Origin of the sequence: Levilactobacillus lanxiensis (assembly GCF_016861655.1) — a bacterium.
GTDB lineage: Bacteria > Bacillota > Bacilli > Lactobacillales > Lactobacillaceae > Levilactobacillus > Levilactobacillus lanxiensis.
In genome coordinates, this window is record NZ_BOLN01000009.1 from 107,764 (window position 1) to 134,474 (window position 26,711).

A 26,711-nucleotide genomic window follows, 5' to 3' on the forward strand; every position below is an offset into this window, starting at 1 on the left:
GTAAATAAGGTATGAAGTACAAACGTATTTTTGGCTTAGTAATTGACTCAGTTGGTGCCGGGGCCGCTCCCGATGCCGCTAAATATGACGATGAGGGCGCAGATACGCTGGGCCACATCGGCCAGCATTTCGCTGGTAAATTAGCCTTACCAAACATGGCTAAGATTGGCTTATCTAACTTACGTGACACCCCAATCGAAGGGGTTCCCGTTGCGGATAACCCTAAGGCCTACTACGGTAAGATGCGTGAAATCTCGGCCGGTAAGGATTCCATGGATGGCCACTGGGAAATGATGGGCCTGCCAGTTCGGCAAGCACTGAGCACGTTCCCTAACGGCTTCCCAGCCGACATCATCGACAAATTGGAAGCGTTCTCTGGTCGCAAAGTCATTGGTAACCGGCCAGAATCTGGGACCAAGATCATTGCTGAATTAGGGGAACAACAGATGGCCAAGGGCGACTTGATTGTCTACACCTCTGGCGACTCCGTTTTGCAAATTGCTGCGCATGAAGATGTCATTCCTTTGGCGGAACTTTACAAGATCTGTGAGTACGCGCGTTCGTTGGTCAATGGCCCAGAATACTTAGTTGGCCGGATCATTGCGCGGCCATACGTTGGCCCTGACAAGGACCACTTTACCCGGACCGCTAACCGGCGTGACTTCACGTTGGAACCAACTGGCGAAACTGACCTGGATCGCTTACAAAAGGCTGGTGTCCACGTCGTTGCCGTTGGGAAGACCAACGATATCTTCTCTGGTCATGGAATCGACGAAGGCTACCATAACGAAAGCAACATGGACGGGATGGACCACGTCGACCACGTCATGGCAGAAGACTTTACCGGTTTCTGCTTCATTAACTTAGTTGATTTCGATGCCATGTATGGCCACCGGCGGAACCCGGAAGGTTATGGGCAAGCACTGATGGACTTTGACAAGCGCCTCGGCACTGTCTTAGACAACATGCATGACGATGACCTGCTGATGATCACCGCTGACCACGGGAACGACCCAACCTTTAAGGGCTCCGATCATACCCGTGAACAAGTGCCATTGCTGGTTTACTCACCAAGCATCAAGCAAGGTGGGAGCTTAGGTGTTCGTTCACCGTTCTCTGACTTTGGGGCAACGGTCTTGGATAACTTTGGCGTGGCTGGTAACGGTGAAGGCCACAGTTTCTTGGCAGACTTGAAATAGGTAACCACAACCATTTTAGGAGGAACTAATCATGAGTAACCATATTGAAGCTAAAAAGGGCGACATTGCTGACACTGTTTTACTTCCCGGTGACCCATTACGGGCAAAGTATATTGCTGAAACCTTCTTAGAAAACCCAGTTTGCTACAATAAGGTCCGGAATTGCTTCGGCTACACCGGGACTTACAAGGGCAAGCGTATCTCCGTGCAAGGCACTGGGATGGGGATTCCTTCAATTTCCATTTACGCCAACGAACTGATTAGTGAATACGGCGTAAAGACGTTGTTCCGGGTAGGGACTTCCGGTGGGATGAGCCCAGACGTTCACGTCCGCGACGTGGTCTTGGCCCAATCCGCTTCAACGGATTCTTCCATTATCCAAAACACCTTTGGCCCAGGCATGTACTACACCCCAATCAGTGACTTCGGTCTATTGGACACCGCTTACCACGTGGCCCAAGACTTGAAGATTCCGGTTCGGGTCGGGAACATCTTAGCTGAAGATCGGTTCTACAACGACGAAATGGATCGGCAAAAGCTGATTGATTACGGTGTGATTGCCACTGAAATGGAATCAACGGCGCTCTTCCTGTTAGCTGCGAAGTACCACGTTCGCGCACTCTCCGTCTTGACCATCAGTAACCACTTGATTACCGGTGAATCAACGACGCCAGAAGAACGGGAAAAGTCCTTCAACGATATGATCAAGGTTGCTTTAGACACAGCCGTTAAAGCGTAATGAAGTGGCGGGTGCGGACTAAAGAGACGCACCCGCCTTTTCTATCAGATAATAAATCAGCGGGTGAATAGCTAAGTGACTGTTAGGACTACCCTGGTGAAGATAGTTTGGACAGTTATGGTAGTTATGAAGTAAACATCACCTGGCTAGTTAGAAACAAATATCAGCGCCGGGACCGTGGGACTTGGAACCGGCGGCTGATAGGAACAGAGTGCCTGGTACACAGACAGCTAATGACTTATGACCTGGCTGTGAATCAGGTGACTTAGTTAGGTATTTGGCTACGATAGTGAAAATAGTGACGTCGATGTTAGTGACCAGAGGTGGGGCACCTTGAACCCACCGGCGGGAACGAACCAGTTGTCGTATTTTCACTACGCGTAGCGGCAAAGAAAATAAATAACCAATAGTGAGGAGGAAACGGGGAATGGCAGAGACGACCGAACAGCGATTGGCCCAAGGGTTAACCGTTGCCAAGATGTATTATCAAGCTGATCAGAGTCAAAGTCAGATTGCCCAACAGCTGGGGATTTCCCGGCCGACGGTTTCCCGGCTCCTTCAGTTTGCTAGAGAACAAGGATTAGTGCGGATTCAAATCGTGGACCCCGTGCAGGACGTACAGACGCTGGAAGACGCGTTAAGTGCGGCCTATCACGTGGAGGTTCACGTGGTGCCCACGCAGTTGACCGCAACCGGTGACATTTTAAACGCCGTGGGGTCGTATGCCGCCCGCTATCTCGAAGACATTGTGCAGGAACACGATGTCATTGGGATTGGCTGGGGCAAGACCATTTACGCCATTGGCTCTAATTTACAACCCGATACCCTGACCGGGGTAGAGGTCATTCAACTTAAGGGGAGTGTGAGTTACTCCACTGAGCACACCTACGCTTACGAAAGCATCGACGCCTTTGCCAATGCTTTTCACGCGGTGCCCCAGTACTTACCGTTGCCCGTCATCTTCGACCACCAACAAACTAAGGAATTGGTGGAGAAGGAACGGCATATTCAGTATCTACTTGAGTTGGGCGAGAAAGCCAATATCGCGATTTATTCTGTCGGGACGGTTCGCAACAATGCGTTGGTCTTTCAGCTAGGGTATCTGCAGGAACCTGAAAAGGAGTCCTTGCAGGCCCATGCGGTGGGGGATATCTTCTCCCGCTACATTGATGAAAATGGTGAAATCGTTAATCCACAGCTGAATGAACGGACCATTGGCATTAATTTAGAAAGCTTAAAGCAAAAGGAACACTCAATTCTGGTGGCGGCGGGGGATGCCAAAGTTCCCGCCGTGAAAGCGGCCTTACTGGGCGGCTACCCGAATTGCCTCATTATTGATCAACACGCAGCAGCACAACTACTTAAGGACACGCCGAAACAGTAACGACGTTTATCCCAATTAGAAATGGAGTGGCTGAAACATGAGAATGGTAGATATTATTGATAAGAAACGTAACGGTGGCGAATTAACTAAGGAAGAAATCCAAACCTTCGTTGATGGTGTGGTTTCCGGTGAAATTCCTGATTACCAAACCAGTGCCTTCTTGATGGCAACGTACTTCAACGACATGACCGACGCTGAACGCTCAGAGTTGACCATGGCCATGATGAAGTCTGGGGACCATTTGGACTTATCCAGCATCCCTGGCATTAAAGTCGACAAGCACTCGACCGGTGGTGTGGGTGACAAGACCAGTATTCCATTGGCCCCAATCGTTGCCGCATTAGGCATTCCCGTTCCAATGATCTCTGGCCGTGGCCTGGGTCACACGGGTGGCACTTTGGATAAATTGGAAGCGATTCCAGGATACAAAGTTGAAATCAGTGAAGACGAATTTAAGAAGCAAGTGAAGGATCAAGGCTTGGCTATCGTTGGGGCTACTGGAAACATTGCCCCCGCTGACAAGAAGATCTACGCACTGCGGGACGTCACCGACACGGTTGACTCCATTCCGCTGATTGCTAGCTCCATCATGAGCAAGAAGATTGCTTCCGGGACCGACGCCTTAGTTATCGATGTTAAGACCGGTGCGGGTGCCTTCATGAAGACCTTGGACGACTCACGTGAATTGGCCAAAGCCTTAGTGGGTATCGGTAAAGGGGTCGGCATGAACTGCATGGCCATCATTTCCGATATGAACCAACCTTTAGGGAACGCCATTGGGAACGCCTTGGAAATCAAGGAATCCATCGACCTCTTAAAGGGCCAAGCACCAGCCGACATTACCGACTTAGTCTTGACCTTAGGCTCTCACATGGTTGTCATGTCTGGGAAGGCTGACGACTTGAAGACGGCCCGGGCTATGTGTGAAAAGACCATCGAAGACGGTTCCGCATTGAAGAAGTTCGGCGACATGATCGAAGCCCAAGGCGGCGACCGGAGTGTCATCGAACACCCAGAAATCATGCCACAAGCCAAGTACAAGATCGACTTGCCAGCCAAGTCTGATGGGGTTGTCAGCAAGGTTGAAGCCGATGAAATGGGTATCGCCGGGATGTTACTCGGTGGTGGCCGGCAAAAGGCTGATGACAAGCTGGACTACGCGGTTGGACTCATGATGAACAAGAAGATTGGTGACGCCGTTAAGACTGGCGACACGCTTTTGACCATCTACAGTAACCGTGAAGATGTTGATGATATCAAGGACATGCTTTACAAGAACATTGAAATTAGCGATTCAGCGGAACCAATTACGCTGATTCACGAAACGGTTCGGTAGTCAGAACCGTGCTTCTTCTCCTACGAGCCAGTCGGCGTTCCTTGCCGGCTGGCTCTTTTTGGCGTTGGGGTCCGCTTCCGGCGGCGGTCTTCGCTACCGCTGCTGTGGGGAACGACTGCGGCCTGAGAAGCGGTCCTCCGTCTCGCCTGAAAACCTCGCCAAGGGCGCGAGTTTTCCAGGTCGTCCCGTGTTGTAAGGCCGAGAAAGGCGCTCGGTCTAACAACACCGACACAGCTGCGTCCGCGAAACCGCCTCTGGTCGCTAACAACGGCTGAAAAGAGCCGGCTGACAAGGTTACCGTGTGGCTGGTGCGGGATGGGCGGGTGTCTGACACTGTTGATGTCCCTGGGCCGGTGTCGATCCTTTACGTGAATAGGTGCAGCCTGAGAAGCGGTCCGCCGGCATAGCTGCATCCGCATTGGTTTGCTAACAACAGTTAAAAGAGCTGGTTAGCGAAGTTGCGGTGATATGAGTTTCCAAACTAGTATTGCGGAAAACTTTACGTGAATGGTGGCCCAAACGTGTTGAAAATAAGCGGTCAATGTCAGTGACCAGAGGCGGGCCAAAGTCACCAGCTGTGTCGATGGTCTTAACTGAGTGGTTTTCTCAGTTTAGAGCATGGGACAACCTTTGAGACCGTTCCCCAGGCTCAAAGTTGAGGTGGAAGCCCGCCCCACAGGCTGGAACCGGCCCCACAGCAGGGGACTTTGAGCCCGCCGCCGGGAACGAAAACCCAACCCCGTATTTTCATTATCCCGGTGGATGGGTTACTCACTAAATTTTTTTGAAAAAAGTTAGCCAATATCAGTGACACGGGCCCCTTTTTTGTTTACACTTTAGGTTAAATCAGTCATCTTAAGGTTAGGGGATGTTACCGCCATGCTGGACAACTTATTAGCGGTTATTCGCGAAGAAAACTTATCAGAACAGCTTTATCACAGCCTAGTGGGGCTAGAGATTGAAGAGCAGCGAATCGACCAGCATGGCCGGTTGAGCCGTCGCCCACACCCCAGCCAACTTGGGTCCCGGACTTTCCATCCGTATTTTCAAACGGACTTCACCGAAAGTCAGTTGGAGGTCATCACCGACCCCAACCCCAATATCGGGGGCACGTTGGACCAACTCGATACGTTACAAACGGTGGCGTACCGCTCACTGGAGGGCGACGACCGTATCTGGCCGCTGAGCATGCCACCAGTGGTGGACGACACGGATCTGCAGTTTATCGCGGATCACTTTGACCGGCCGGCGATTCGCCCATATCGGGAGTATTTGGTCAAAAAGTACGGCCTGCAGCACGGCTGTTTGACCGGCGTTCACGTCAACTACAGCTTGCCGGACCCCGTTATTCATCGCTTGTACAGCCATTACACCACCGAATTCAGTTCGCTGGTTGCCTTTAAAAATGCCTTGTACTTCCGGGTGGCCCAAAACTTTGTGCGCTACCAGTGGTTGTTGACGTACCTATTTGGGGCCAGTCCCATCGCGGAAAAGGGTTTCTTCGAGACCGTTCCGGCAGAGCTACAGGAACCCGTTCGCAGCATTCGTAACAGCCCTTACGGCTTCGTCAACTTCCCACAAGAACAGGTGACCTACGCCTCGCTGACGGCCCATTTAACGCAATTACAGGACCGGATCGACGAGGGGACCTACTTCTCCGCGCATGAATTCTACGGGCCAGTGCGGCTCAAGGGGCGGGCCAACGCGCGTGACTTCCTGACTGGGGGTATCCAATACCTGGAGCTCAGAGACTTTGACAACACGCCGTTCACGCCCAACGGGGTCAGTCGCCACGCCATGTACTTCCTGAAGATTTTCATGTTGTACCTGCTGACCCAACCGGAACCGGAGAATCTGGCAGAAACGCTGACGGCCGCGCGGACCAAGAACCAGACGGTCGCGTTGGAGAACCCCCTGACGGCCACGCAATATCAACTGGAAGGGGAGCAGATCTTCCACGAAATGCGGGAGATGGCGCAGTCCTTACAGACACACATCGAGCAGTGGGATATCATCGACGACCTTGAGGAAGTCCTGACGCATCCCGAGTTAACGCCAGCGGCCAAGTTGTTGGCGCACGTTGAAGACGGCAGCTTGATGAAATTTGGGCAGGCCGTGGCGCGGAAATGGTATCATGACCGTATCAACACGCCAGCACTGTTGCCACAGCTTCAGCAGCTGTCTGATCACGCCCAACGATTTGTGATGACCGCCTTACAAGCCGGCATTCGCTTCTACCAGGTACGTGACGAGAACGGCGCCGACCTCCTGATGTTTACCTTTGATGGCATCACCCAGGTGTTGGAGGACCGCGATACCCGCGTGCCCGACGCCGACGCCCGGTTGCGACAACTCTTCCCCGATTTACCGGCGTTACCAGCGCCCTTACATTACGAAAACTAACGAAAAATGGCTCACACAAGCGCTAAACTTGTGTGAGCCATTTTGATTAATTGGTTGTTTTATGGCGTTGGTGCCAGAAGTAAATCGGCAGGCCAATCAGGGTGAGGATCAGCCCGGTGACGGCGAGGCCCGTTTCGGTGATCAGCGTGGTTGCCAGGATGAAAATCCCACCTACTAGCGCAATCAACGGAATCACGGGATAACCAGGGACCCGGTAAGGCCGGTTGAGCTCGGGTTCGGTCCGCCGCAACTTGAAGACGGCGATGAAGATGAGGCAGTTGAAGACCCACATCACGAACACCAGCATATCCGTTAAGAGATCAAAGCTTCCCATGAACATCATGATTAAGGCGATGACAAACTGTACGCTTCCCGCAAAATAGGGCACGTAGGTCCGGCGAGACAGCTGGCGGAAGTATTTGGAAAAGGGCAGGCTGTCCTCTTCGGCCATGGCGAAGGGCACCCGCATCCCCGTCAGCGTGTAGCCGTTGATGGCGCCGTAGACGGAAATCAAGATCCCAATCGTGACCAGTTTCCCGCCAAATTGACCGAACAGCCGCATGGACGCGTCGGCCGCGGCGTTTTGGTTGCCCGCAATCAGGTCGATGGGTAACGTCTTCAAGAACACCAGGTTGACCAGCGTGTAAATCAGGGTGATGCCGGCCAGGCCAATGATGATGGCCCGCGGCAGGTCACGCTCGGGATGCTTCATTTCCCCGGCGATATTCCCAATGCTGATCCAGCCGTCATAGGCAAACATCGTGGCCAACAGGCTGGAGCTAAAGGCGCTGCCCCAGTTGAGGTGGTCGCCGGTGGTAATCGGCCAGAGGTGAATCGGGGCGTTGGCCGGCGCAAACAGGCCAAACCCGACGATGACGATAATGGGAATCAATTTAAAAATTAGGGCAATCGACTGAACGGACCCGCCGACCTTAGCGCCTAAAAAGTTCAGGCCAGTGATACTCAGGCCACACAGAATGGCGACCGGTAACTGCCAGGCACTGCTTAGATGGAACAGGGCAACCCATTGCGTCCCGAAAATAATCGAGAGGGCCGCGATGTTGGCGGGGTAATAGACCAGTAACTGGGCCCACCCCATTAAGAAACCGATGGGCTTGCCGTAAGCGTACTCCAGGTAACGCATGGCACCCCCGGTACGGGGAATCGCGGCGGCGAGCTCAGCACTCGTCAGACCCGCACAGATGGTCAAAATCCCACCCAAAATCCAAGCAGCCAGCGTCATGTTAGCGGAGTGGTTGGCAGCCACCACGCTAGCGGTCTTGAAGAATACCCCACCACCGATCACGGTTCCCATCACGGTTGCCAGGGCAGTAAACGTGCCGATTTCTCGGCGTAACTCCTTTGCCAAAGTTTTAGACTCCTCTCTTCTCTCAGATGACTGATTTTACCATTATAGCACTTAAATTTAGCGTTGTGTGCGGTTGAACCAGAGATATGTGAAAGGATGTCATGACGGTGAGAAAGTGATTAGACGAGCAGGGAGGGGGTATTTAAGCAGTTATATTTTTGCGGGGATATTTAAGGGGTAAGTCGTTGTGGTGAACAACATGATTAGGCGGATATGTTTTGGGGTGGAATTGGATTGTTAGTAGCTATATTGGGAGTAAGTTCGGGCTTCTCGTACCGGTAAAACTGCATATATTACCCCAACCCCAACACCGTTGGTACGGGCTAAACACGTGTCAGCCGCAGGGATGGTGAAAATCCACCAGTTATGGAAGTGACCAGAGGTGAGCCAAGGTGCCCAGCTGTGTCGGTGGTCTTGGCTGGGGTGCTTTCCCAGCCTAGCCCACGGGACAACCTTTGAGACCGAACCTCAGGCTCAAAGTTGAGGTGGAAGCCCGTTCTTCGGCTGGAACCGGCCCCATAGCAGGGCATCTTGAGCGCACCGCCGGGAACGAAAGAACCAGTATATTTTCACCATCCCGGAGGCGACGTCTTTAGCCCAAACAAAAAGGTCCGCCACCCCAGGGGGGCAGCGGACCAAGTGACGCTCGAATTAATTGTCAGAAAAATTCTAGTGGAACGCCATGTTCAGCAACAGAACAATCAGGATACCCACGATGGAAATCACAGTTTCCAGCACGGTCCAAATGCTCAACGTTTGCTTAACAGTCAAATCGAAGTATTCACGGAACATCCAGAACCCGGCATCGTTCACGTGAGAAGCAGCTAAGGAACCAGCACCAATGGCCAGAACCATGAGAGCAGGGTCAACACCGGATTGGGCCATCAATGGGGCAACGATACCAGCAGCGGTCAAAGCAGAAACCGTTGCGGAACCTAAAGCCACACGGAGGACAACGGCGACTAACCAACCTAAGATCAGTGGGGACATGTTAGAGTCGATGAAGAGTTTGGCAACTTCTTTACCAACACCACCATCGATGAGGACTTGCTTGAAGGCCCCACCACCACCGATAACTAACAGCAGCATAGCGATGGACTTAACAGCGTTTTCCAAGGTTGCCATGATGTCTGAGGTCTTACGTTTCCGACCCCAACCCATGGTGAACATTGCAACCATCAGGGAGATTAACATCGCGATGGCTGGGTCACCGATCAAGGCAACGATTTGGTCCAACATGGAGGCGTTCTTGGTAGGGGTTGCCCCACCGTCGACCGTCATCTTGTAGATGGTCGTGATGGCCATCAGGATAACTGGGAAGAGGGAAGTCAGAACGGACAGGCCAAAGCTAGGTGCTTCGGAAGGCTTGAAGGTCTTAACTTCACCCAAGGAAGATAAGTTCCCTTTACGAGCAAAGGCTTCTGGTGCAAATTTCTGAGCTAACTTGGTGAACATTGGCCCGGCAACGATGGCTGCAGGAATCGCAACAACTAAACCGAACAGGAGGACCTTACCATCATTGGCACCCAAGACTTGCGCAATGGCAACTGGTGCTGGGTGAGGTGGTAAGAACCCGTGGGTAACGGACAAAGCGGCTGCCATGGAAATCCCTAAGTAAAGGATTGGCACATCAGCTTCAACGGCGATGGCAAAGACGATAGGAATTAACAGAACCATCCCAACTTCGAAGAATAGCGCGATACCCAGAATAAATGAAGCAAGCATAATAGCTAATTGGAGGCGTTTCTTACCAAATTTGTCGATCAGTGTCGTGGCAATCACGTAAGCACCACCGGCGTCGGCAACTAACCGACCCAGCATGGCCCCGAAACCAAAGACCAAGGAGAGTTCGCCAAGTTGGCTCCCAATCCCAGATTCAATCGTCGTGGCGATTGTCGTGAGGTTCATGCCTAACAGAATGGCTGTTAAGACAGAAGTTAAAATCAGGGAAACAAAGGTGTTGATCTTGAAACGAATAATGAGGACCAATAAGAAGATGACCCCGATAAGCAAAGCTAGTAGTTCCATAGGAAGTAAGCCCTTTCATTGAATGAATTTTGAAAAGCCAACGCATGACACGTTGGCTTTTCAATGTAAGTACACATATTGTACGTTATAAAATCCAATTTGTATACCATAAAGTTTCAAAAATTTTAAATTTCGTTGGTTAGTTTTCTGAAAAGACTAGACCAATTACTTTTTCTTGGTATCTTGTTGGTGAACGTGAGTCCGTTGGTACTCGGCGATATTCTTGTATTCTGATTGTAATTGCCGACTAAGGCGAATGTAAATCGGAACCAAGGCCCGGTAAGCGTCATACGTTTCTGGGTTAGGGTGGTGCACGTTAGAAACACCGATGAAGTTCTTCACAGCGGAGAGGTCATCGATCATCCCTAAGGCATACATCCCAAGCGTTGCGGCACCCAGGGCAGTCCCTTCAGGACTTTCTGGGATGGTAACGTCTTGTTCAAAAATATCAGCGAGCATTTGCCGCCAGAGAGCTGAACGGGCGAAACCACCGGTAGCTTGAATGCTAGATGGCTTGCCAACAACTTCTTCGAGGGCCAGCATCACGGTGTACAGGTTGTAGACAATCCCTTCGAGGGCTGCCCGAACCATGTGGGCCCGTGAGTGGGTCCGTGTTAAACCGAAGAAGGAGCCACGTGCGTTAGCGTCCCAGATAGGGGCCCGTTCGCCACCCAAGAATGGATGGAAAATCAGGCCATCGGAACCAGCAGGGACCTTCGCTGCGATTTCAGTTAAGAGGTCGTAGGAGTCGACGTGCATTTGTTCAGCGGTCAACTTTTCTGGAGCAAAGAGTTGGTCACGGACCCAACGGAAGACAATCCCCCCGTTGTTGACTGGTCCACCGACAACCCAGTGATCCTTAGAAAGGTAGTAGCAGAAGACCCGGCCCTTAGGGTCAATCTTCGGCTTATCAGTGACGACCCGAACGGCACCGGACGTCCCGATGGTAACAGCCACAACACCAGGCTTGATGGCGTTAACGCCTAAGTTGGCGAGGGGACCATCGGAAGCACCCATGATAAAGGGAGTTTGTGGGTCCATACCAATAACACCAGCGTAATCAGCTTTCATGCCAGTGATTTGGTCAGTTGTGTCGACCAATTTAGGTAATTGGTCACGGGTAATCCCAGCAACTTCCAAGGCTTGGTCGTCCCAGTCCATCTTAAAGATGTTAAAGAGACCAGTGGCATTGGCAATAGAGTAGTCTTCTTGGAGCACGCCGAATAACTTGTATAAGACGTATTCCTTGATGCCGACGAACCAACGGGCTTGGTTGAACAAGTCCGGTTGGTCATTGCGCAACCAAATTAATTTACTGAGCGGTGTCATAGGGTGAATTGGCGTCCCGGTCTTTTCGTAAAGTTGCTTACCCACACCGTTTTCGCGTAATTCATCTGCATACTTAACTGCCCGGTTATCAGCCCAGGTAATTGCCCGAGTCAGCGGCTTGTGGTCTTCATCTAAGAGAATCAGACTGTGCATAGCAGCGGAGAAGGAGACACCTTGTAACTTGCCGTCCTTCAAATCTGCCTTCCGCATAACAGTGGTTAACCCATCGATCATGGCAGAGAAAATCTCATCTGGATCTTCTTCAGCCATATCGGGCACATCTTGATAGAGGGGATACAGGTTGTTTGAATAACCTTGCATCTTACCCGCAGTATCATACAATACGGTCTTGACACTGGTCGTACCAATATCGACCCCAATCATGTAGTCCATAGAGCTCTTCCTTTCGTGTCGCTAATTAAAAATTATTTGCCAGCCTTGTCCATGGCGTGGCCACCAAAACCGTTACGTAAAGCTGAAACAACTTTACCAGTGAAGGTGTCATCTTGCATAGAACGGTAACGCATCATTAATGACAAAGCGATAACTGGCGTAGGTACATGGCTGTCCAAACCTTCTTGAACAGTCCATTGGCCTTCACCAGAAGCATGCATGCGGCCGGCGATGTTCTTAAGTTCAGGATCCTTGGCAAATTGTTCTTCAGCCAATTCCATGAGCCAGCCCCGGATAACAGAACCATGGCTCCAAACCTTAGCAACGGCTTCGTTGTCGTAGTCGAACTTGGAAGCTTCGAGAACTTCGAAACCTTCAGCGATGGCTTGCATTTGGCCGTATTCGATACCATTGTGGACCATCTTCAAGTAGTGACCTGAAGCAGCTGGGCCGGTGTAAAGGTAACCGTCTTTTTCAGCGATGTCGTCGTATAATGGACGGATCGTTTCGAAAGCAGCCTTGTTGTCCCCACCGATCATGAAGTTACCGTGTGAACGTGCGCCTTCCATACCACCTGAAGTCCCACAGTCAAAGAAGTCAATGCCTTTGGCCTTCAAGAGTTCGTTGTGACGAAGAGAATCCTTGTAGTAAGAGTTCCCACCATCAATCAAGATGTCGCCCTTGTTGAGCAACGTGCTTAATGATTCAATCGTGGAGTCGGTTGGCTTGCCGGCTGGAACCATAACCCAAACAATCTTAGGTGAAGGTAACTTGGAAACCATGTCTTCTAAGCTGTCGGCGCCTTCAGCACCTGCAGCAACTGCCTTGTCGACAAAATCCTTGTTTAAATCAAAACCAACGATTTCGTGGTTGTGATCCATAGCGTTTTCTGCGAGGCTAAGACCCATTTTACCTAAACCAATTAATCCGAGTTTCATGAAATAATCTCCTTTGCATGATGCGAAATTTTTCTGACAACGCTATTATATGTAAAAAAGTTTCACATTTCAAGGCTTTTGATGTAAAATGTTTACAAAAAGTGAAATAAGTTATCGCCACGCGGCGGATTTTAAAATGGTAATCGCTTTACACCGCGGGATTTCGGCGATTCGCGACAGTGAAACTTTTTTACCAAAAAAATTTTGTGATTCGCAAAATTGCCTAAAAAGTTCAACGTCGCTGTCAGCATACCGGGATGAGACACGGATTGGCAACCGGCAGGGGATGGCGGTTCTTTGTTGGGTGACTGACCTTACTTGTCGGCACAAGTCAACGGGTCAATCGTCTGGGCACTGGATACCTAAGTGGGTAACCGGCTTATAGATTAGACCGTCTATTAATAGATAAAACAAGTTTTAAAATAAGGGTATCGAAGAAAGGGGTCGGCGATCATCGCGCGCTCAACCATTGGTAAGATTCGGGGAATGTACGATCAACTATCTCCAACGGAAAAGAAGGTTGCGACACTGGCATTGGACAACGCTAGTGTTGTGAGTGAGATGACCATCAAGGAGTTGGCCAGTGCCACCGGGGTTTCCACGGCCACCATCTCACGATTTGTGAAACGCATGGACTATGCCAACTACCGGGAGTTCACCATGGCTTTGGCCCATTTGGCTATTGAAGACACGCCCCAGATTAGTTCCTTTCCAGAACTGGGCGAGGGGGATTCCCTGTCGACCATTGCGAATAAAACCTTCCACTACACGATTCACTCATTAGAAGCCACGAACGAGGCACTGAGTGAACACGAGCTGGCCCGGGCGGTGCTCAAATTGATCCATGCCAAGTCGGTCACGTTCTTTGGCCTCGGCGGGTCCTCAATCGCCGCATTAGATGGTTTTCACAAATTTTTGCGGACCTCACTGAACGTGGCGTACTATCCGGATTACGATATTCAGCTGATGCAGGCCGCTAAGCTGGGGAAAGATGACGTGGCCATCATCATCTCCCATTCTGGTCGGAATCATGAGACGTTGAAAATTGCTGAAGAGCTAGAGCGTAATGACGTCACGATGATTGCCATCACCAGTTATAGTGGGTCACCCTTGGCGCAAGCCGCGGACGTTTCCTTCCTATCATTGACGGATGAAGTGAATTACCGCTCGGAGGGGATGTACTCGTTACTTTCCCAGTTGGCCATTCTCGATAGCCTGTTTATGATGACCGTGTTGCGAATCTCTTCACGAACCGATCAAACACTGACCAAGGTCCGCGATGTCATCGAACAGACCCGGCATGAAGATTAATTAGCTAAATGCAAAGGGGCCGGGAGATTTTCCCGGCCCCTTTGACGTCCACCAATCAACTAAAAGTGAAGAAGCCAATTGGTCTTTGTCCGTGCCTTACCGGGCGGCGAAAATAAACCGGAACGCTGTGGGCGGACGCCTGAAGCCGAAGAGCGGTCTTCAGACTCGCTTTGAGCCTCGAAATGCGAGTCTCAGAGTCGCCAATTATCTAAACGGTCGGAATCAACCGTTAAGATAATTCCCACGGCTGAGTTTATTTTCGCCGCCCTCACGGCTGACAATCGGTTGACTTGCTCACAGTCAGTTGACTAGCGACTATTGGGATGGTTACGCGGCGTGACGCTGGGTTAAAAGACAGTGTTAGCCGCAGGGGGCGTGAGAATGGGCTTAGCCGTGGGAATGTTCTTAGCGACGGTCTGTGCCGGTTAGAACATTGATATCTTTGAGACACCTGGGTGGCTCAAAGTAAGCGCGGAGACCGCTCTTTGGCTCCGGGCGTTCGCCCACAGCGTTCCGGTCCCATTCTCACACCCCCGGAGGCGCCAACAACGACCAAATTAAAACCAGTGACATCACGCCGCGGGTTAGGTTCTGGCGGCCGGCATGGTATAATAAAAGTTAAATTTAGTGGCTACTAGCGCCAGGCAGATGGTGCGACGGCTAAAGGAGAAACGGTGACTGACGGTGAAACGAACTGAGTACAAACCAATTTATGAAAATACGTACCGCCGTCGGCATCATCGGCGTTGGTGGTGGGGTCTCGGCCTCCTGCTGGCGGTGGTCATCGCCGTTGTCGGTTGGAGTCAGTGGCAGGCCCACCAGAAGCAGCAGCTGGAGAACTACCCAGTACGGGGGATGACGATTAACCAGGACAGTGGCTACCTGGATTTCCAACAGCTTTCCAAGCATACCGACTTCGTTTACCTGCAGGCGACATCCGGTGCGACCTATACCGATGACGATTTCAGTGATAACTATTCGCGGTCCCAGGGGGCAGACCTCAAGGTGGGGGTTGCGCACACGTTCAGCTTTACCAGCTCGGCCGCTCGCCAGTACCGGCATTTCCACGAAACGGTCGGTCAGGATACCGGGACCTTACCAATTATGGTGGCGGTCAGTTATTACGGTAAATATAATAGTAGTAATACGGACATGGCGGCTCAGGGGCAGAAGCTCAAAACGCTGGTCAGTCGCCTGAAATGGTACCATCAAGGGGTCATTATTTTCGCCAATAAACAGGTGTTGACCCAATTTGTTCGTCCGGTCTTACCCAGTGAGGACTATTGGATTGCCGGGGGCAAGTTAGCGGGGCACGATTCGCAGGTCAAATTGATCGAATATGATGCGGATGGCAGTGTGACCCAGAACGGTCAGGACCAGCCCGTGGCGCGGTCTGTGTTCAACGGAAATCGACGGGTGTGGGCGAAGTACGCCCCTTAAATTTAGAGAAATTAAAAGGACCTGGGGTCAAGTATCCCAGGTCCTTAGTTATGATTAGGCGTCATCTTTGGTTGGCGAAATAGGTTTCATCATGTAGGTACAATCATCTGCTTCATCAAAAAACGAAATTGGTTGGCGTTCGTTGGCGTGAATGGTTAAGTGATAACCGAATTTATCCTGGAACGTCAATTGCTGTTCATTGAGGTCCTGAACCCGGACTTGAAGCTGGTGATCATCAATCTGCACGTCAAGATTAGGACTAATTTCGAGCCGGTGGCGACGCTGGTTGTGGGGGTCAATGAACTGCCACGTGCCAACGTAAAAGAGTGGCGATGTGCTTGGTTGTGGGTCTTTCTTCTTGCGCAACGAAAAGCCGCCAGTCAATCCGGCAACCAGTGAAATTCCAAATAAGGCAATGTCTCGACCTTTCACCGGTAATCCCTCCCTTGAATTTAAGTTTCTTTCTACAATATAACATTTTTGGGCAGGAAACCTGTACTATTTCCCTCAGATTTTAGAAAATTAATCCGAAAGCTATCGCCGGACCACCGGGACTGTTAAAATGGGATTAGCGCTTAACTGGGCAGAGCAAATACGAGCGGCATGCTCAGTATTCACCGAGTGCTGGTCACGGGCTTTCACGCACTGGCATGGTAAACTTGAAGGTAAGCGTGTTTTGTGGTGATTGGACAGGTGTCATCATGACTATTGATTGAGAATCGGCTGATGTCATTTGAAAGAAAAGTTCAGAATGATGTTTGTTCTCGAATCGTGGCCAGTTACAAACAAAATGAAGAAATACTTGGCACGATACCTGTGTTTCAATTACAGAAATGGTATAGTCAGGCATCAGTGTTAGTGACCAGAGGCGGGCCAAACCGGCCAGCTGTGTCGATGGTCTTAGCTGAGTGATTTTCTCAGGTTAGACCATGGGCCGACCTTTGAGACCGTTCCTCAGGCTCAAAGTCGAGGTGGAAGCCTGCTCCATAGGCTGGAACCGGGTCCCATAGCAGGCCGGTTTGAGCCCGCCGCCGGGAACGAAAAGCTAATCACAATTTAACAAAAATCAAAATAATTCAAACAATTTTGGAGGGATTCGCATGATTCGTATGGGGACGGTAGGGACCAATTGGATTACGCAACAATTCGTAGAGGCGTTGGCGCTGAGCGGCCGGTATGAACTGGCTGGGGTTTATTCCCGGCACCAAGACACCGCCGATGCGTTCGCAGCCAAGAACCAGGCGCAGACCAGTTACACGGATTACGAGGAAATGCTGACGCAGGCCGATTTGGATGCCGTCTACATTGCCTCACCCAACAGTCTGCATTTTGATCAGGCCATGGCCGCGATTGCCCATGATATTTCAATCGTCGTGGAAAAGCCAGCCTTCAGTAATCGCCAGGAAATGGTGGCGGTACAAGCGGCTTTGGCCCAACATCCCGACGTGAAATTCTTTGAGGCGGCCCGGCACGTGCACACGCCTAATTTCCAGGCGTTGTCGAAGGCCTTACTAGGTTTGCCCACGATCCAAGGGGCGGCGTTGACCTACATGAAATATTCGTCACGTTACGACCTGGTGTTGGTCGGTGACGTGCCCAACGTGTTCAGCCGGCAATTTTCTGCCGGTGCGCTGCAGGACTTGGGTGTTTATCCCATTTATCTTGCCGTGGCGCTCTTCGGTCAGCCGGAGCACGTCCAATATTACCCAACGTTGATTGCGACCGGGGCCGATGGCAAGGGGCTGGCTGTCCTGCGCTATGTCGGCTTTGACATCACCGTTTCGTTTGGGAAGACCAGTAATTCCTACGCGCCATCCGAAATTTATGGCTTGAAAGAAACGGTCTCACTGGACAGTGCGGGTGAGCTGACGCACGTGTCCGAGCGCGATGCAGCGGGGAACGTGACGGACCTCAGCCAACCAGCTTTGGCCAACCCCATGCTGCCAGAAGTGACTGATTTTGCCCGGGTGCTCGATGCCCCAGCTGACCCCCAGAACCAAGCGGATTATCGTCGCTGGTTACAGTGGAGCACGACCGTGAACCAGGTGCTTTACAGCTTACGGGTCAGCGCCAACCTGCGTTTCCCAGCTGATGAGAACGACTAGAAAGGAAACAGCATGTTAAAACAATTTGAACAACATTTTAAAGATTTAGGATACGAGGCACCAACCGCGATTCAAACGGCCGTTTATGACAAAATGGTCGGGGACCAAAACGTTTTGGGATTAGCACCCACGGGGTCCGGTAAGACGGTCGCCTTCACGTTGCCCGCACTGGCGAACCTGTTGCCAGGGGATGGGATTCAACTGATTGTCCTGGAACCCTCCCAAGAGTTGGCCATTCAGACCAGCCGGGTCATGCGTGACTGGGCCAAGTTGCTCGACTTAAAGGTCGCCGCCTTAACCGGTGGGGCCAACGTGAAACGCCAAACGGAGCGCTTGAAGAAGCGACCAGAAATTATCGTCGGCACCCCGGGCCGGGTGTTAAACCTGGTCAATGATCGCAAACTCAAGTTGCATTTGATTTCCCTGATGATCGTCGATGAAGCCGATGACCTGTTAACGGGGGACACGTTAGACACTGTCCGTGAAATTGCGCAATCAATGCCAGCTGATGTGCAGCTAGGATTCTTCTCCGCAACCGACACGCCAATTTTGCATGAGCTGGACAAGTGGTTCGGCCAAGAAGTTGAACGGGTGGACGTCCGGGACCAAGACAACACGCAGGGTGAAGTTCGCCACGGGTTGTTACAGGTCGGCATGAACAAGCGTGACCAAATGTTGAAGCGGCTGCTGGCCATCCCGAATTTCCGGGCACTGGTTTTCTTCAAGCAGTCCAGTACGCTTCGCAAGACGGCAACGCGTTTCTACCATGACCACGTTTCCGCAGCGGGGTTGACCAGTGACTTACGACAAGTCCAACGGGAAAAGGCCTTACAAGATTTCCGTCAAGGGCGGATTCGGTTGTTATTGACGACGGACGTTGCGGCCCGGGGATTAGACATTCCTAAGCTACCAGCCGTCATCAACTATGATTTACCAGATAAGGTCAACGAATACGTGCACCGGGTCGGTCGAACTGGCCGGATGGGCGAACCGGGTCAGGTGATCAGTTTAGGGGACGACCACGATTTACGTGATTTGAAACGCCTGCTGAAGGAAACAGACTACGAGTTGGTTCCCCTCTACTTTAACGGACGGGCCTTAGGGACGGAACGGCCAACAGCGGCCGCCGTGCAAGCAAATGAAACGGCTAAGGCCGAACGACAGGCTACGGCAAAGCCAACCGCCACAGCCAAAGCTAAAGATGGGTCCAAGGCAACTGCCAAGGTGAAAACCAGTGGTGGGGCGAAGCCGACGGTCAAGGCAGAGACGCCTAACCCTAGCAAGAAAAAGAAGCACAAGAACCGGCACACCAAGAATAAAGGGATGCGCAAGAAGTGGCGCGACCACGACGAAGAGAAGTAACGCTTTACAATTACAAAGATCCGTGTGAAAATTAATAACGGATCTTTTAATATGGCCCTATAGCACAACTGGATAGGGCACTCGCCTCCTAAGCGAATGATCCCGGTTCGAGTCCGGGTGGGGCCATTAAAAATGAATCAATCGAGAGCGTTCTGGAAACCAATCCGGAGCGCCTTTTGTTTACAGTGAGGGGTATGCTAAACTAAAAGGTAAGCGTGGGACAGGCTATGGGGATGCTGGGTTCTCACGTAAACTTGGAGGAGGGGTCACATGTTCAAAAGAGCCATGAAAGAGGCCTGGGGGTTCATTGCACTGGGCGTCGTCTTGGACCTGATCTTCGCGCCACTGAGTTTCTTACTGCACCACCATTCAGGCATCAGAATCTGGGAACTGGTCGTAGATTGGTGGCAAACGGGCCATTCGTTCGCGACCCTAGGTATCATGGTCGTCACGGCACTGATTGCGTGGAGCTTGTTGGTTGCGATTATCTATTTCTTTTTGTGGTTGAATCATTGGCTACGAAAGCGCGACCGGGTTAAGTAACAAAAAATAAAAAGCTAGGTTTGGACGGGTACTACTGACTGGTGGTGCCCATTTTTTTATAGTTATGGATGATATAACGAGGAGGGGGATCATAGCTGTTGAAAATGGGTGAACCCGTGTGAGTGACCAAAGGCGGATCAAGGTGACCGGCTGTGTCGCTGGTGTTGGCCGGGGTTCTTTCCCGGCCTACAGCAGGGGGCGACCTTGGAGACGAGGGCTTCGGCTTCAAGGCGAACTGGAAGCCCGTCCTTTGGCTGGAAGTGTCCCCCACAGCAGGGCACCTTGAATCCGCCGTCGGGAACGGCAAGCTGAGTCCACCCATTTTCACCAACCTAAAGGCTCCCCAATGGAACCGTTTTCCGCTATAATGGACGTAGCTAAGAAAAGTGAGGAGGAATTTTCAATGGACACTACCGGATCAATGGACCCAAAGAAGTTTACCCGAATTTTAGTTGGGGTGGATGACTCACCGGACGCGCAACTGGCCTTTCGTTACGCGATGAACCGGGCGAAGTTTGACGACGCTGAGTTAGTGATTTGTTCCGTACTGGAATCTGACAACATGAATATCTACCAAGCTCTCAGCAAGGACTACGTGCACGGGCAACGCAGTGATTTACAAACGCATTTACAGGAATATGAAAAATTGGCGCGCCGGTTTGGCATCACCAAGGTGAAAATTATCATTGGTGAAGGGGACCCGGGGGAAACGATTGTGAAAAAAATTATCCCAGAAGTTGAACCAGACCTGCTAGTTGTGGGGTCACTTTCACAATCTGGTGTGCGGAAATACTTTGGGAGTCAAGCGGCCTACATGGCAAAATATTCTCCAGTTTCCGTAATGATTGTCAGATAGCGTTTTCACGACTGTTTTCACAAATGAACTGTAAATAATATTCAGTTACCCCCTTGCAACTTGAAAATATTTTTCATACAATGGTTCTTATGCGACAAGATAATTCTGGCTGCGGCAGGCTGGTTTTATCAGAATCGAGCATAAGAAAAGAGAGAGAAATATGCAGTTCGTGATTTTATTATTGGGTATTTTACTGTTACTCTTTTTAATCATTCGAGTAAAGTTAAACACCTTCGTTTCATTAATCGCTACGTCTATTTTGGTAGCGCTTGGCTTAGGCATGAACCCCGCAAGTATTGCGGATTCCATCAAAAACGGTATTGGGAGCTCAATGGGCGAACTGATTATCGTTTTTGGGTTTGGCGCGATGATTGGGCGGTTAGTGTCTGACGCTGGGGGTTCTTACCGAATTGCCCGGACGTTGATCAAAATTTTTGGGAAGAAACGTCTCCAAGTTGCCATTGTGGTGGCATCCTTCCTGATTGGGATTTCCCTGTTATTTGAAGTTGGGTTAGTGCTGGTAACGCCAATCGTCTTTGCGGTTGCGTTGGAAGCCGACGTCCCATTCCTCTATCTGGGGATATCCATGGCGGCCGCACTGTCCGCGACCCAAGGGTTCTTACCACCACAACCATCTCCAACCGCCGTTGCGACGGCTTTAGGGGCTAACGTGGGGGAAATGTTAATGGTCGGAATCATTGTGGCCATTCCCTGTGTGATCATTGCTGGGCCAGTTTGGACCCGCGTGATCCGTCGGTTTAATCCAGAATTGTTTGTCGTTAAAAAGTCTTTACCAGCCTTTGGTGAAGTGAAGGAATTTGATTTGGATGAAACGCCAGGCTTCGGTCTGTCCGTCTTCACCTCATTATTCCCAGTTGTCTTCATGATTTTGGCAACGATTTATCAAATGGCGGTCAATGGCGGAACGGCACCGAAGAATCCGCATGGTTTGGACGCGGTCATCACGATGTTGGGGAACCCCGTCATCGCCATGGTCGTCGCCTTACTCTTTGCCATCTGGTCCATGGGTTTCCATCGTGGGCGCTCCATGAAGGAAATCAGCGGCACGCTGGAAGACGCCATCAAGTCAATCGCCATGTTACTGATGGTGATTGCTGGGGGTTCAGCCTTCAAGCAAGTTCTGATTGACGGTGGGGTCGGTAAGGCCGTGCAACAATTGATGATGAACTCCACGTTCTCACCAATCCTGTTGGCTTGGTTGATTACCGTTATCTTACGGATTTCCCTGGGTTCTGCCACGGTTTCCGGGATGACAGCTTCCGGGCTGATTATGCCATTGATGCACTCTCTGGGTGCTGATCCAGTCATGATTGCCTTAGCCATCGGGGCCGGTTCCTTAGCAGCTTCCCACGTGAACGATGCTGGTTTCTGGATGTTCTCCGAGTACTTTGACCTGAGCGTTAAGCAAACGTTCCAAGTCTGGACGACACTGGAAACGGTTATCTCCGTGGTTGGATTGTTAATGGTGCTCTTAATGAATATGATTATTCACTAATACAGGTTATTGCTATGATTAAAATCCTCGCAGCCATGGTTAACGTGGCTACGGGGATTTTTTACGCGCATTTTTTAACTTTTACTGGCTTTTTCCATAATGTAATTGATTAGGTGAATGCCGGCCCGTTCCACCTGTTGTTGTCGGATAACGCGATAACCTTCGTGTTCAAAGAAGGGGCGGGCGGTGATGGATGCGGCAGTGGTGTACCGATCAGCGGAAACCGCATGTTCCAGGGTGGTGATTAGGGCGTGGGCAATGCCTTGGTGTTGATACCGGGCATGAACATATAATCGGTCTAAATATCCTGTGGCGGTCATGTCGGCAAAGCCCACCACTTGTCCCGACTGACAGGCAACACGGGTTGTGTGGGCCGCCAGAGACGTTTGCCAGCGCGCTCGAGTCGGGGCATCGTCGGGACCAATCCAAGCGGCTAGCTGTGACGGCGTGTAGTCTTTCGCATTGACCGTTTGAATGGTTTGTTTGAATAACTGGTGAATTTCTGCGAAATCTGTGGCGCGATATGGACGAATCAGCATGGGGGAGTGACCACCTTTCTGGGATGACAAAAAGGCCCGACAACGTGTGCCAAGCCTCCAAGTTTATTCTTCTTCCCGGACAATGTACTTTGGCCGGTGTTTCGTTTCAAGGTAAATTTTATTGATGTATTGGCCTAAAATGCCGAGGCAGAACAATTGAATCCCACCAATAAACAGCATGATAGCGACCAGGGATGGCCAGCCGGCAACGGCACCGCCCACGGTTAACGCGCGAACGATGACGAAGATGATTCCAATGATCGACAGGAAAAAGGAAATACTGCCGACCCAGGTAGCCAGGCGCAACGGGGCATTGGAGAAGTCAATGATGCCTTCAATGGAGTAGGCAAACAATTGGCGTAAGTTCCAGTGCGTGGTGCCGGCCGCGCGGGGTTGACTCTCGTAGGTCAGGTAGGTCGTCTTGAACCCGACCCAACTGAAGATGCCCTTGGAGAACCGGTTGAACTCGGGCAATGACGTGACCGTATCCACGAACTGCCGGGTCATTAACCGGTAATCCCGGGCGTTGGGCTCGATGCGAACGTCCGAAATCTTATTGATTACGCGGTAGAAGCTGCTGGACAGAAAGGCCCGTAACTTGCTTTGACCGCGGCGTTCCTTTTGAATTGTCCCGACACAGTCGTAGTCGTCATTTTCAATGAGGTCGACCATTTGCGGTAATAATTCGGGTGGGTCTTGTAAGTCAACGTCCATCACAGCGACCATGTCACCAGTGGTGGCTTGTAGCCCGGCTGCGAGAGCTGACTCCTTCCCAAAGTTCCGCGAGAACGACCGATAATGGACCGTTTCGGGATGGTTTTGGTGTAATTCTTTCATTTCCTTAAGGGTGTGGTCACTTGACCCATCATCCACAAAAATGTACTCCGGCTCAACCGTCGGGGTAGGGGTGTTCATTGAATCGATCACCTTGCTAACGGTTCGGTAAAATAAGGGAATAGACTCCTCCTCGTTATAGCAAGGAACGACCAGACTTAACTTTTTCATCGTAGACATTCCTTTCACACAACGTTACTATCTTACCTCAAAAGGCCGGGGCTGACCATGACAATTCGCTTAAAAGTGGGTGACAACGCCGCAACGACACACGTGAAAGTTAGGTGAACCGCTTACAGATGTGAAGTGAATTGGGTTTAATGGTCAGTGGGGCAAATTAAGTGGCGTTGAAAACAATTTTTCGGATACGTAACTTAGTGGGTGATTCGAACTGATTAGCTGAGTTTGAAAATAGAACTGATGGACGCAAGTAGAGTCGGACGTGAGCGGTGAGTGAGAACTGGTTCTACAGTCAGCCGTGAGGGCGGGAAAAATGGACTCAGCCGTGGGAGTTCTCTTAGCAGCGGGCTGTGTTGCTTAGAGAACTGGTGTCTTTGAAACTCGCCTTTTGAGGTTCAAAGCAAGTCCGAAGACCGCTCTTTGGCTTCGGACGGCCGCCCCAGCGTTCCAGTCCATTTTTCCCGCCCGGTAAGGTGAGTGCAAGAACCAGTTCTCGCTCAGTGTAGCATTTGGGAGGAAAAACCGGAATTAATAACATGCCCGACACGCTTCTGCTATAATTGACCTAATCAACACCACTTTGGAGGGAAATGTTTGTGACAAAACCGATTAAAGTTATGACGGTGTTTGGTACCCGTCCAGAAGCCATTAAGATGGCCCCAATTATTTTAGCGATGCAGCAGCGGCCGGCAGAATTTACGCCGATTACCGTGGTCACGGCCCAACACCGAGAAATGCTGGATCAAGTGCTTGAAATTTTTAAAATTAAACCTGACTATGATTTAAATATCATGAAGCCCAAGCAAACGCTCAGTGACATTACCACGCGGGTCTTGACCCATTTGGATCACGTCATGACCGAGGCTCATCCAGACATCGTGCTGGTCCACGGGGACACGACCACGACCTTTGCGGCCAGTGTGAGTGCCTTTTATCACCAGACGTTACTGGGGCACGTGGAGGCTGGGTTGCGGACCTGGGACAAGTATTCTCCCTATCCCGAGGAAATGAACCGTCAGTTGACGGATATTTTAAGTGACTTGTACTTTGCGCCCACGGAATTATCTCGACAGAACCTATTGAAGCAGGCTCATCCAGACGACCACATCTATGTGACCGGGAACACCGCCATCGATGCGCTCAAGCAGACGGTGGATGCCAATTACCAGCATGACGTCTTGACCCAGGTCGCTCCGGATCATCGGATGATCTTACTGACGATGCACCGGCGGGAAAATCAAGGGGCGCCCATGCATGCCGTCTTCAAGGCCGTTCGGCGGGTCGTCGAAGCCCACCCGGACGTGGAAGTCGTTTACCCGGTCCACTTGAGTCCGGTCGTTCAGGCGGCGGCTCACGAAGAGTTAGGCGGCATGGATCGCATTCATTTGATTGATCCCCTGGACGTCGTGGATTTCCATAACATGGCAGCCCGGAGCTACTTTATCATGACGGACTCCGGTGGCGTGCAGGAAGAAGCCCCCTCGTTGAACAAGCCGGTCTTAGTTTTGCGGGACACCACGGAACGGCCGGAAGGGGTCACGAACGGAACGTTGAAGTTGGTCGGCACCGATCCAGCTAAGGTCACGGCAGCGATGGAAAACTTGCTATCTGACCAGGCGGCGTACGATCAAATGGCGCAGGCCAAGAACCCATACGGCGATGGTCACGCGTCAGAAAGAATTTTGGCCGCAATTGAAACGACTATCAATGGAGGAAATGCAAATGGCTGAGACGGCTTATGACCGGGCCGAAATAAAGACCACGGAACAGTTGTCAGAAATTATGCGGGATATTCATCAGGCCGCGAAGAAGCACAACGAACGTTTTGATTATAAAATCTTGCGCAACGTGCACTTTGCCAACAAGGTCAAGAACCCCGTGACCCAGGAAATGAACGAGGGTGATTCCTGGCGGGTCATGCAAATTGACAATTTACTGGTGACCTCGTTTGGTGTCATTAACGTGGAAAGTAAGTATTGGCGGGGGATGATTTTTCATGACCTCTCCGAAGAAATTTTTTCGTCGAGTCTGGACGACTTCTCAGCGGTCAATCTCAAGAGCCGCGAGAAGGACCAGGATACCGCGGCGGCGCTGACCAATCGCTTGGACCGATTCTTCTTACCGAATTTATCGGAAGAAAATGAATCGCTCACGCAGGGCTACACCATGAGCCTGGAACAAGAGGGCCGTGGCCAGCGGTCAATCACGTTGCATACGGGCATTAGCAACCCGGCAACCCAGGCCGAACTCTCATCGAAATTGTTAGTGCGCTACATTAATAGTGAAATTACCATGCATAAGCAATTAGAGAATAAAAACGACCGGATCATCGACTTCGTGAAACCGTTAGTCTATTATAATTACTACGATCGTTATGACCGTACCAATTCGTTGGTCGTGGGGAATAAGACCAAGCTGAATGCTCACGACGCATATAATTGTACGGCGGTCGCCAATTATGACGACTTAGCCACGTTCATCGAATCCTTCCGCCAGGCCAAGCGCGTGCGCTTCAGCCGCAAGACACTGGAAAAGATGATTGGGACGCTGAAGTTTGCCGAAGATTACGGTTCATTCTAGTGGCGATGATCTTTAGCTAGAGTGGGGACAAAGAGGCTATTGCGAGTTAACCGGGAAATTGATAAACTAATAAGTCGCGGTCACAATTACTAGGACCAGTTATGATTAGCGATAGTGATTGATTTTGTGAGCGACACAGTTAATGACAACTGGATTGCCAGCAGAAAACAATTCAAGGCACAAATAGAAGATGGCTTGGTGGCCGTGAGTGACCAGAGGCGGGCCAACCTGACCAGCTGTGTCGGTGGTCTTGACTGGGTGATTTTCCCAGTTTAGAGCACGGGACGACCTTTGAGACCGGTTTTCAGGGCTCAAAGTCGAGCTGGA

At 51.0% G+C, this 26,711-nt stretch carries 21 protein-coding genes and 1 tRNA gene; 15 read left to right on the top strand and 7 right to left on the bottom strand.

What is annotated here, in order from left to right:
- Positions 1–11: 11 nt before the first annotated feature.
- From JUF22_RS11330 to JUF22_RS11350, 5 genes are all read left to right on the top strand, one after another.
- Positions 12–1,199: a phosphopentomutase gene (locus JUF22_RS11330; RefSeq protein WP_203646315.1), complete on the top strand. Its 1,188-nt coding sequence runs from the start codon at positions 12–14 to the stop codon at positions 1,197–1,199.
- Between the two features lie 31 nt (positions 1,200–1,230).
- The gene (gene deoD, locus JUF22_RS11335) at positions 1,231–1,938 is read left to right on the top strand and encodes a purine-nucleoside phosphorylase (protein WP_203637417.1); all 708 of its coding nucleotides are present in this window, start codon (positions 1,231–1,233) and stop codon (positions 1,936–1,938) included.
- Between the two features lie 427 nt (positions 1,939–2,365).
- On the top strand, positions 2,366–3,322 hold the full coding sequence (gene deoR / locus JUF22_RS11340) for a DNA-binding transcriptional repressor DeoR (protein WP_203646317.1): 957 nt from the start codon (positions 2,366–2,368) through the stop codon (positions 3,320–3,322).
- Positions 3,323–3,359: 37 nt separating this feature from the next.
- Positions 3,360–4,658, top strand: a complete 1,299-nt coding sequence (locus tag JUF22_RS11345) for a pyrimidine-nucleoside phosphorylase (protein ID WP_203637416.1) — start codon at positions 3,360–3,362, stop codon at positions 4,656–4,658.
- An 879-nt stretch (positions 4,659–5,537) separates the two neighbouring features.
- Entirely contained in the window at positions 5,538–7,061 is a 1,524-nt protein-coding gene (locus tag JUF22_RS11350) for a gamma-glutamylcysteine synthetase (protein WP_203646319.1), read from the top strand.
- Positions 7,062–7,107: 46 nt separating this feature from the next.
- Here the strand turns inward: JUF22_RS11350 and JUF22_RS11355 are convergent, their stop codons facing one another.
- The 4 genes from JUF22_RS11355 to gnd form a co-directional block, all read right to left on the bottom strand.
- Positions 7,108–8,430, bottom strand: coding sequence for an APC family permease (locus tag JUF22_RS11355; RefSeq protein ID WP_203646321.1), 1,323 nt, complete (start codon positions 8,428–8,430; stop codon positions 7,108–7,110).
- A gap of 669 nt (positions 8,431–9,099) precedes the next feature.
- Positions 9,100–10,458, bottom strand: a complete 1,359-nt coding sequence (locus JUF22_RS11360; protein ID WP_203646322.1) for a gluconate:H+ symporter — start codon at positions 10,456–10,458, stop codon at positions 9,100–9,102.
- Between the two features lie 165 nt (positions 10,459–10,623).
- The gene (gntK, locus tag JUF22_RS11365) at positions 10,624–12,180 is read right to left on the bottom strand and encodes a gluconokinase (protein WP_203646325.1); all 1,557 of its coding nucleotides are present in this window, start codon (positions 12,178–12,180) and stop codon (positions 10,624–10,626) included.
- Between the two features lie 32 nt (positions 12,181–12,212).
- A complete protein-coding gene (gene gnd, locus JUF22_RS11370; protein ID WP_203646327.1) occupies positions 12,213–13,118 on the bottom strand; it encodes a phosphogluconate dehydrogenase (NAD(+)-dependent, decarboxylating) in 906 nt (301 codons plus the stop codon).
- A gap of 486 nt (positions 13,119–13,604) precedes the next feature.
- Between gnd and JUF22_RS11375 the strand changes: the two genes are divergently transcribed.
- Both JUF22_RS11375 and JUF22_RS11380 read left to right on the top strand, forming a co-directional pair.
- Positions 13,605–14,429: a MurR/RpiR family transcriptional regulator gene (locus JUF22_RS11375; protein WP_203637413.1), complete on the top strand. Its 825-nt coding sequence runs from the start codon at positions 13,605–13,607 to the stop codon at positions 14,427–14,429.
- A 684-nt stretch (positions 14,430–15,113) separates the two neighbouring features.
- Entirely contained in the window at positions 15,114–15,869 is a 756-nt protein-coding gene (locus tag JUF22_RS11380) for a GH25 family lysozyme (RefSeq protein ID WP_203646329.1), read from the top strand.
- A gap of 54 nt (positions 15,870–15,923) precedes the next feature.
- Here JUF22_RS11380 and JUF22_RS11385 read toward each other — a convergent pair whose 3' ends face one another.
- Positions 15,924–16,301 (bottom strand): DUF4828 domain-containing protein, encoded by a 378-nt coding sequence (locus JUF22_RS11385; RefSeq protein WP_203646330.1) that lies wholly within the window; start codon positions 16,299–16,301, stop codon positions 15,924–15,926.
- 668 nt (positions 16,302–16,969) lie between these two features.
- Between JUF22_RS11385 and JUF22_RS11390 the strand changes: the two genes are divergently transcribed.
- From JUF22_RS11390 to JUF22_RS11415, 6 genes are all read left to right on the top strand, one after another.
- On the top strand, positions 16,970–17,974 hold the full coding sequence (locus JUF22_RS11390; RefSeq protein ID WP_203646332.1) for a Gfo/Idh/MocA family protein: 1,005 nt from the start codon (positions 16,970–16,972) through the stop codon (positions 17,972–17,974).
- 12 nt (positions 17,975–17,986) lie between these two features.
- Positions 17,987–19,336: a DEAD/DEAH box helicase gene (locus JUF22_RS11395; RefSeq protein ID WP_203646334.1), complete on the top strand. Its 1,350-nt coding sequence runs from the start codon at positions 17,987–17,989 to the stop codon at positions 19,334–19,336.
- A 53-nt stretch (positions 19,337–19,389) separates the two neighbouring features.
- Positions 19,390–19,462, top strand: a tRNA-Arg gene (locus JUF22_RS11400).
- 144 nt (positions 19,463–19,606) lie between these two features.
- Complete coding sequence (locus tag JUF22_RS11405) at positions 19,607–19,879, top strand: hypothetical protein (RefSeq protein ID WP_203646336.1); 273 nt, start codon at positions 19,607–19,609, stop codon at positions 19,877–19,879.
- Positions 19,880–20,282: 403 nt separating this feature from the next.
- Positions 20,283–20,735 carry a universal stress protein gene (locus JUF22_RS11410; RefSeq protein WP_203646338.1) on the top strand — a complete coding sequence of 151 codons (453 nt, stop codon included), beginning with the start codon at positions 20,283–20,285 and terminating at the stop codon, positions 20,733–20,735.
- Between the two features lie 160 nt (positions 20,736–20,895).
- The gene (locus tag JUF22_RS11415) at positions 20,896–22,251 is read left to right on the top strand and encodes a gluconate:H+ symporter (RefSeq protein WP_125765092.1); all 1,356 of its coding nucleotides are present in this window, start codon (positions 20,896–20,898) and stop codon (positions 22,249–22,251) included.
- Positions 22,252–22,325: 74 nt separating this feature from the next.
- Here JUF22_RS11415 and JUF22_RS11420 read toward each other — a convergent pair whose 3' ends face one another.
- Both JUF22_RS11420 and JUF22_RS11425 read right to left on the bottom strand, forming a co-directional pair.
- Complete coding sequence (locus JUF22_RS11420) at positions 22,326–22,790, bottom strand: GNAT family N-acetyltransferase (RefSeq protein WP_203646340.1); 465 nt, start codon at positions 22,788–22,790, stop codon at positions 22,326–22,328.
- Positions 22,791–22,853: 63 nt separating this feature from the next.
- On the bottom strand, positions 22,854–23,795 hold the full coding sequence (locus JUF22_RS11425; protein ID WP_203637406.1) for a glycosyltransferase family 2 protein: 942 nt from the start codon (positions 23,793–23,795) through the stop codon (positions 22,854–22,856).
- A 605-nt stretch (positions 23,796–24,400) separates the two neighbouring features.
- On the opposite strand from JUF22_RS11425, the gene wecB reads away from it, so the two are divergent.
- Positions 24,401–25,534: a non-hydrolyzing UDP-N-acetylglucosamine 2-epimerase gene (gene wecB, locus JUF22_RS11430; protein WP_308439813.1), complete on the top strand. Its 1,134-nt coding sequence runs from the start codon at positions 24,401–24,403 to the stop codon at positions 25,532–25,534.
- Positions 25,527–26,384 carry a nuclease-related domain-containing protein gene (locus JUF22_RS11435; protein ID WP_203646343.1) on the top strand — a complete coding sequence of 286 codons (858 nt, stop codon included), beginning with the start codon at positions 25,527–25,529 and terminating at the stop codon, positions 26,382–26,384. The genes wecB and JUF22_RS11435 overlap by 8 nt, the downstream gene beginning before the upstream one ends.
- Positions 26,385–26,711: the final 327 nt, after the last annotated feature.

Excerpts from the sequence above, each read along its gene's own strand:
- JUF22_RS11375 (WP_203637413.1), top strand. The coding sequence starts at position 13,605 with ATGTACGATCAACTATCTCCAACGGAAAAGAAGGTTGCGACACTGGCA.
- deoR (WP_203646317.1), top strand. The coding sequence starts at position 2,366 with ATGGCAGAGACGACCGAACAGCGATTGGCCCAAGGGTTAACCGTTGCC.
- JUF22_RS11410 (WP_203646338.1), top strand. The coding sequence starts at position 20,283 with ATGGACACTACCGGATCAATGGACCCAAAGAAGTTTACCCGAATTTTA.
- JUF22_RS11405 (WP_203646336.1), top strand. The coding sequence starts at position 19,607 with ATGTTCAAAAGAGCCATGAAAGAGGCCTGGGGGTTCATTGCACTGGGC.
- JUF22_RS11425 (WP_203637406.1), bottom strand. The coding sequence starts at position 23,795 with ATGAAAAAGTTAAGTCTGGTCGTTCCTTGCTATAACGAGGAGGAGTCT.
- JUF22_RS11360 (WP_203646322.1), bottom strand. The coding sequence starts at position 10,458 with ATGGAACTACTAGCTTTGCTTATCGGGGTCATCTTCTTATTGGTCCTC.
- JUF22_RS11330 (WP_203646315.1), top strand. The coding sequence starts at position 12 with ATGAAGTACAAACGTATTTTTGGCTTAGTAATTGACTCAGTTGGTGCC.
- deoD (WP_203637417.1), top strand. The coding sequence starts at position 1,231 with ATGAGTAACCATATTGAAGCTAAAAAGGGCGACATTGCTGACACTGTT.
- JUF22_RS11345 (WP_203637416.1), top strand. The coding sequence starts at position 3,360 with ATGAGAATGGTAGATATTATTGATAAGAAACGTAACGGTGGCGAATTA.
- JUF22_RS11350 (WP_203646319.1), top strand. The coding sequence starts at position 5,538 with ATGCTGGACAACTTATTAGCGGTTATTCGCGAAGAAAACTTATCAGAA.
- JUF22_RS11395 (WP_203646334.1), top strand. The coding sequence starts at position 17,987 with ATGTTAAAACAATTTGAACAACATTTTAAAGATTTAGGATACGAGGCA.
- JUF22_RS11415 (WP_125765092.1), top strand. The coding sequence starts at position 20,896 with ATGCAGTTCGTGATTTTATTATTGGGTATTTTACTGTTACTCTTTTTA.
- JUF22_RS11435 (WP_203646343.1), top strand. The coding sequence starts at position 25,527 with ATGGCTGAGACGGCTTATGACCGGGCCGAAATAAAGACCACGGAACAG.
- gntK (WP_203646325.1), bottom strand. The coding sequence starts at position 12,180 with ATGGACTACATGATTGGGGTCGATATTGGTACGACCAGTGTCAAGACC.
- gnd (WP_203646327.1), bottom strand. The coding sequence starts at position 13,118 with ATGAAACTCGGATTAATTGGTTTAGGTAAAATGGGTCTTAGCCTCGCA.
- JUF22_RS11420 (WP_203646340.1), bottom strand. The coding sequence starts at position 22,790 with ATGCTGATTCGTCCATATCGCGCCACAGATTTCGCAGAAATTCACCAG.
- JUF22_RS11390 (WP_203646332.1), top strand. The coding sequence starts at position 16,970 with ATGATTCGTATGGGGACGGTAGGGACCAATTGGATTACGCAACAATTC.